The sequence below is a fragment of the Ohtaekwangia sp. genome, assembly GCF_036568665.1.
Taxonomy (GTDB): Bacteria; Bacteroidota; Bacteroidia; order Cytophagales; family Cyclobacteriaceae; genus Ohtaekwangia.
The window spans coordinates 1-5,367 of sequence record NZ_DATCSD010000244.1 but is presented as its reverse complement, the minus strand read 5'-3'; the positions used below and the strand labels follow the sequence as shown (position 1 = coordinate 5,367).

At 42.7% G+C, this 5,367-nt stretch carries 5 protein-coding genes; 3 read left to right on the top strand and 2 right to left on the bottom strand.

The window, feature by feature from the left end:
• Both VIN08_RS13600 and VIN08_RS13595 read left to right on the top strand, forming a co-directional pair.
• A partial coding sequence (locus tag VIN08_RS13600; protein WP_331965949.1) for a 6-phosphofructokinase occupies nt 1–496 on the top strand: 496 nt, incomplete at its 5' end.
• Between the two features lie 156 nt (nt 497–652).
• Complete coding sequence (locus tag VIN08_RS13595) at nt 653–1,837, top strand: phosphoglycerate kinase (protein ID WP_331965946.1); 1,185 nt, start codon at nt 653–655, stop codon at nt 1,835–1,837.
• An 87-nt stretch (nt 1,838–1,924) separates the two neighbouring features.
• On the opposite strand, the gene VIN08_RS13590 is transcribed toward VIN08_RS13595, so the two are convergent.
• Nucleotides 1,925–3,583, bottom strand: a complete 1,659-nt coding sequence (locus VIN08_RS13590) for a DUF2341 domain-containing protein (protein WP_331965943.1) — start codon at nt 3,581–3,583, stop codon at nt 1,925–1,927.
• Nucleotides 3,584–4,166: 583 nt separating this feature from the next.
• Between VIN08_RS13590 and VIN08_RS13585 the strand changes: the two genes are divergently transcribed.
• On the top strand, nt 4,167–4,994 hold the full coding sequence (locus VIN08_RS13585) for a metallophosphoesterase (protein ID WP_331965941.1): 828 nt from the start codon (nt 4,167–4,169) through the stop codon (nt 4,992–4,994).
• A 180-nt stretch (nt 4,995–5,174) separates the two neighbouring features.
• Here VIN08_RS13585 and VIN08_RS13580 read toward each other — a convergent pair.
• A partial coding sequence (locus VIN08_RS13580; RefSeq protein WP_331965938.1) for a VOC family protein occupies nt 5,175–5,367 on the bottom strand: 193 nt, incomplete at its 5' end.

Below are 5,367 nucleotides of genomic sequence, written 5' to 3'. Positions count from 1 at the left end.
TGGTGCCGAAATATGTTTGATACCCGAGATACCGTACGACATCAACAAACTTGTAAAGCGTATTAACCTTCGCTATAAAAAAGGAAGAGGCTTTGTAAATATAGTAGTTGCCGAAGGAGCTCGTCCGAAGGAAGGAACGATTACCTCTACTGCAGGAGAAAAAGGTTCAGAGCATGTGCGCCTCGGAGGTGTAGCCTATCAGTTGTCTAAACAATTGAAAGATGCCGGATGCAAAGCCGAGATTCGCGAAACAGTATTAGGTCACGTACAACGGGGTGGCACTCCGGTAGCGTACGATCGCATACTGGCTTCGTTGTTTGGTGTGAAAGCTTTTGAACTTGCCCTCGCGAAAGACTTTGGCAAGATGGTGGCGTTCAAGAACAACGAGATCACATCGGTATCACTGGAAGAAGCTACACAAGAGTATCACGGAGTGAGTAAAGATTCGTACATCGTGCAGGCAGCAAAGGGCCTGGGGATAAGCTTTGGTGATTAAGGTATAGAAGAATGCAGCTTTAGCAATCGTTTGTTTTGAGAATTATTGCCATTACCAAATAGAATCCGGCTTTTTTACCCGATTGCGTTACGGTAAAAACTCAAAAATCTTAGCTTTGCTGTCCGTAAAAAATTTACAACAAACTACATCCGAACCATGAAGACTATCAACGACATCAATTTTAACGGCAAGCGTGCGCTTATCCGCGTTGACTTTAATGTACCGCTCGACAAGAGTTTTAATGTTACTGACGATAACCGCATCAGCGCGACCATCCCTACTCTGAACAAAATTCTGAAAGACGGAGGAAGCTGTATCTTGATGTCACACCTGGGCCGCCCGAAAGAAGGACCAGAAGATAAATATTCACTGAAGCATACTATCAAAAAAACAGAAGAGCTGTTGGGTCGCCCGGTAAAGTTTGCCGGTGATTGTATCGGTGATGAAGCATTCAAATTATCAGCCGCGCTGAAACCAGGCGAAGTACTTTTACTGGAGAACCTGCGCTTCTATAAGGAGGAAGAAAAAGGAGATGTAGCTTTTGCTGAAAAACTTTCGAAGCATGGCGATATATATGTAAACGATGCTTTTGGAACAGCACACCGTGCACACGCTTCTACTACCATTGTCGCACAGTTCTTTAAAGATAAATGTGCCGGCTATGTAATGGCTGCTGAACTTGACAACGCACAGAAAGTAATTAACAAAGCTGACAAGCCTTTCACTGCGATTATGGGTGGTGCTAAAATATCTGACAAGATATTGATCATTGAAAACCTGCTCGATAAAGTTGATAACCTGATCATCGGTGGTGGTATGGCCTATACTTTCTTTAAAGCATTGGGCGGTAACATCGGTAACTCACTGGTGGAAGCTGATAAACTTGATTTGGCAAAAGAACTTATTCAGAAAGCTAAAACAAAAGGTGTTGATCTTCTTTTACCGATCGACTCTGTGATCGCTGATAAGTTTGCTGCGGATGCCAACACCGATATAGCGAACAACAATTCTATTAAAGACGGCTGGATGGGGCTTGACATTGGTCCACAGGCAACACAGGTATTTGCAAAAGCCATTGAAAGCTCGAAGACTATTTTATGGAATGGTCCGATGGGTGTATTTGAAATGGAAAAATTTGCTGCCGGAACAAAAGCCGTTGCTGAAGCTGTTGTGAAGGCAACAAAGAAAGGTGGCTTCTCATTGATTGGTGGTGGCGACTCTGCTGCAGCTGTAAATCAATTCGGATTTAACGATGCTGTAAGCTATGTATCTACCGGTGGTGGTGCATTGCTGGAGTACTTTGAAGGTAAAGTGTTGCCGGGTGTAAAGGCACTGGATTAATATATAGTCCATCTATAAATAGCAAAGAGCCTGCATCGACTGATGCAGGCTCTTTGCTTTATAATGCACTTGAAAAGAAGGGCATATCTACTGTATAAAAATCTTACGGGTAATCGATTTATTCTCGCGGTCCACTACGTGGATAACATATATACCGGTTGGTAAACCGAACGTGGAATATATAGCAGTGCCGGATTCCAGAGTACCCTGTAGCTTTACCTGACTTCCTGTACCGTTGAAAATTGTAACAGCATTTATATCTTCCACTCCTTCTATAACCAATTGTCTCTTTTCAGGAAGCGTATAGATGTTGATCGCTTCCGATGAGTGTATATAGGCTACAACAACATCGGAGGTAGTTTCCTTCCCGTCATAATCAGTCTGGCGAAGTCTGTAGTATGTGCGAGTATAGGGATTATGATCCGTTACCGTATAGCGGTGTTCTTCTATAGTCGTTCCGGCACTGGCAACTTTTTTCAGTGTCTGCCAGTCAGCACCATCAACAGAACGCTCAACGGTAAAGTAATCGTTGTTGATCTCCGAAGATGTAGCCCAATCCAGATTTACCACGGTGCCATCCGGTGTTGCGTTGAAATATAAAAGTCGTACAGGAAGTATACTGCACAATGTACTGGCTGTTGACTCCGATGATATTGTATAAAATGATGAAGGTGTATTCTGATTATTATACGATGTAGTGATCCATCCTGCCGAACGCGCAGCGGTAGACATTCTGAACTCATCAAATTTAGCATCTATAAAATGGTCGGCCGCAGAATACTGTGAACGGCCCAGATAGTTAGCCGTAGAAGCTTCCATACTGGAAGGCGTCAGCGTAACACCTGTAGCGCTTCCCAGCAACGATCCATTGCGATAAACACTCATTGTACTGGCGGCATTATCGATGGTAACAGCCCAGTGAATCCAGCTTCCTGTATTCGTGGTGTTGGTTACAATCACACCTTGTTCACTACCACTGCCGCTGGTGGTTATCCTCGCGCGTGTATCTGCCGGACTACCTGTACCCGAAGAGGGTGTAAGAAAGAAATTGATATTGGTACTTTGACCGAAATCGAAGATACGCTCCCAGTTAGTATCGCTTCGATCCAGATTTACCCATCCTTCAAACGTAAAATTTGTAACACTCGCAAAAAAACTGTTCGGCACTCGCAGATACTGACCACTACCGGAGCTTAACACATTGGTGCTGTTGTTCAGATCACGCCCTGCTCCTATTTTTCCGGCTGCTAAATTTGCTGTAGAGTTATCGGTAAGATTATTACCATTCGCAGTAAAATCTGATACAGAGTTATTAAAGTGCCACACACCTTTATAGGCTGAGTTCCAGGTAGTGGTAACCGATGGATTGGCAGATATACTGCTGTTGCCATAGTACATGTGTATAATAGTATTGGCACTAACACTCAGTGTTGGTATACGTACCCAGGCTACTAATGTACCCGATGAACCTGTATAGGATTCAATCTGGTGATCGAGTTTCGTAAGACAGTCGCTGGTATAAAACACTATATCATAACCGCTGGCATTGGTAACATGGCCTCCGCTGGCTGTTGTGCGAAGATTATTATCCACCAGCGAAATCAACACGGGAAAGTTTGTATGGTTGGAAGCACCACTGACCTGGGATACCTGTATGGTTATGGTTTTACCGTAACTATAACCGTACGGCTGAGCCAATATTCTGCCGAATGCTGTTAGCAGCAGAACAGTATAGATGTATCGCATAGATGGGCCTGTTAGGATATTCAATGTACAAACATTTAATGTTTATACAGGCAAACATTTCAAATTAATTGCCAATCGTACACTTACAGGAAGAGAATGGTAAAGAATGCCATCCAGCCCAAAAAAGAGACTATTCAGGAAAGATATACTCTGTTAGTATAGTATATATGCTTTACCAGTGTCTCATTTTTAGAAAATATATCCTGCCACGGGAGGGAATTATGGGATATCAATTTATATATCCCGATTCTCGGAAGGTAAAGGTATACTATATATACTTGACATTTATAGTTTAGTGCTATTGAACAGCACATACTACACACCAATTTGCGGTAATAAAAAACACATTACAATACCTCACACATACAGCATGTAAAGAAACAGATACCTTAATTGACCTAAGTCATGCCAGATATAGTATATACCTATATTTGATCGAAGAAGGATATCGGTCTACTCAATGTTAACGTATAAATATCTCCCGCAGATTAACGGAGACAAAATGCCCGTTATCCGGAGTTTTTAAACTACCGCTAATTGAAAAATTGGGGATAACTCCTGGCTTCTCCTATATTTACATCCCATGAAAACAGCTTTCACCAGGAGAAAATTTATCCGCTATGGTATATCCTTGCTCGCGGGGATAACTTTCATCGATGCTATTTGGCTGGAAAAACTGTTCATTGAAACCAACGAATTTCATTTGGGAGATGCTACCCGAAACACACCTCCTATCCGCATCGCCCAGATATCGGATCTTCATTTACACACTATAGGAAGCGTGCATACGAAAATTGCCAATCGCGTAAATAGCTATAAACCAGACCTGATTTTCTTTACCGGAGATTCTGTTGACAAAGCTGAGTATATCGATCTTCTGCGCGACTTCATGAAATTACTGGATGCCAAAGTTCAGAAAGTAGCGATACTTGGCAACTGGGAATACTGGGGAAATATAGATCTGCGCAAGTTACGAATGATATATAGCGACTATAACTGCGACTTACTGATCAATCAATCCAAACAATATAGCGTACGAAATAAACGCATTTCTATTACCGGCATCGATGATTTTATTGGTAGCCATGCTGATTACGTGGCTGCACGAGATACATACCGCGACAGCGATTACCATATAGTATTAACGCATTGTCCGGAACATCGTGATGTAATTGTGCAGCAGCAGGGCAAAGAACGGATCGATCTTATACTCTCCGGACATACTCATGGAGGACAACTGAATATATTGGGCTTTACACCTTTCAAGCCACCCGGCAGCGGTAAATATTTAAAGGGCTGGTATAAAGAGTCGTCCCCTCCCCTATATGTATCCAAAGGTATCGGCACCAGTATACTACCAGTCCGCCTGGGCGCACGATCAGAGATCAGCATGTTTAACATTGCCGTATAGATGCTTTCCACAGGTGTTTCCACCTGACAGAAGATAACTTTATTAGAAACACAAACATTAAATACAACCGCTAATTACTCTTGTGTTCCTTTCCTCAAAAAGTCGGGCGGGAACACCCGACTTCACACTCGCTTCTTCTTTCAACTTTCCGCCTTCAACTTTCTGCTTTTAACTTCCGAATTATTCTTTCTGCCCCAGCGAAAACCAATTTCCCGAGTCATCTTTAAAGAGTGCTTCTACTCCGTAAAATTCTTTCTTCGGTGGTTTGGAGAACTCAACGCCTTTTGCTTTCAGCTCTTCGTAGGTGGCATATATATCTTTACATTCAAAAACGCCAAAGCCAAATGTACCTCGCTGCACGAGACTGCGCATT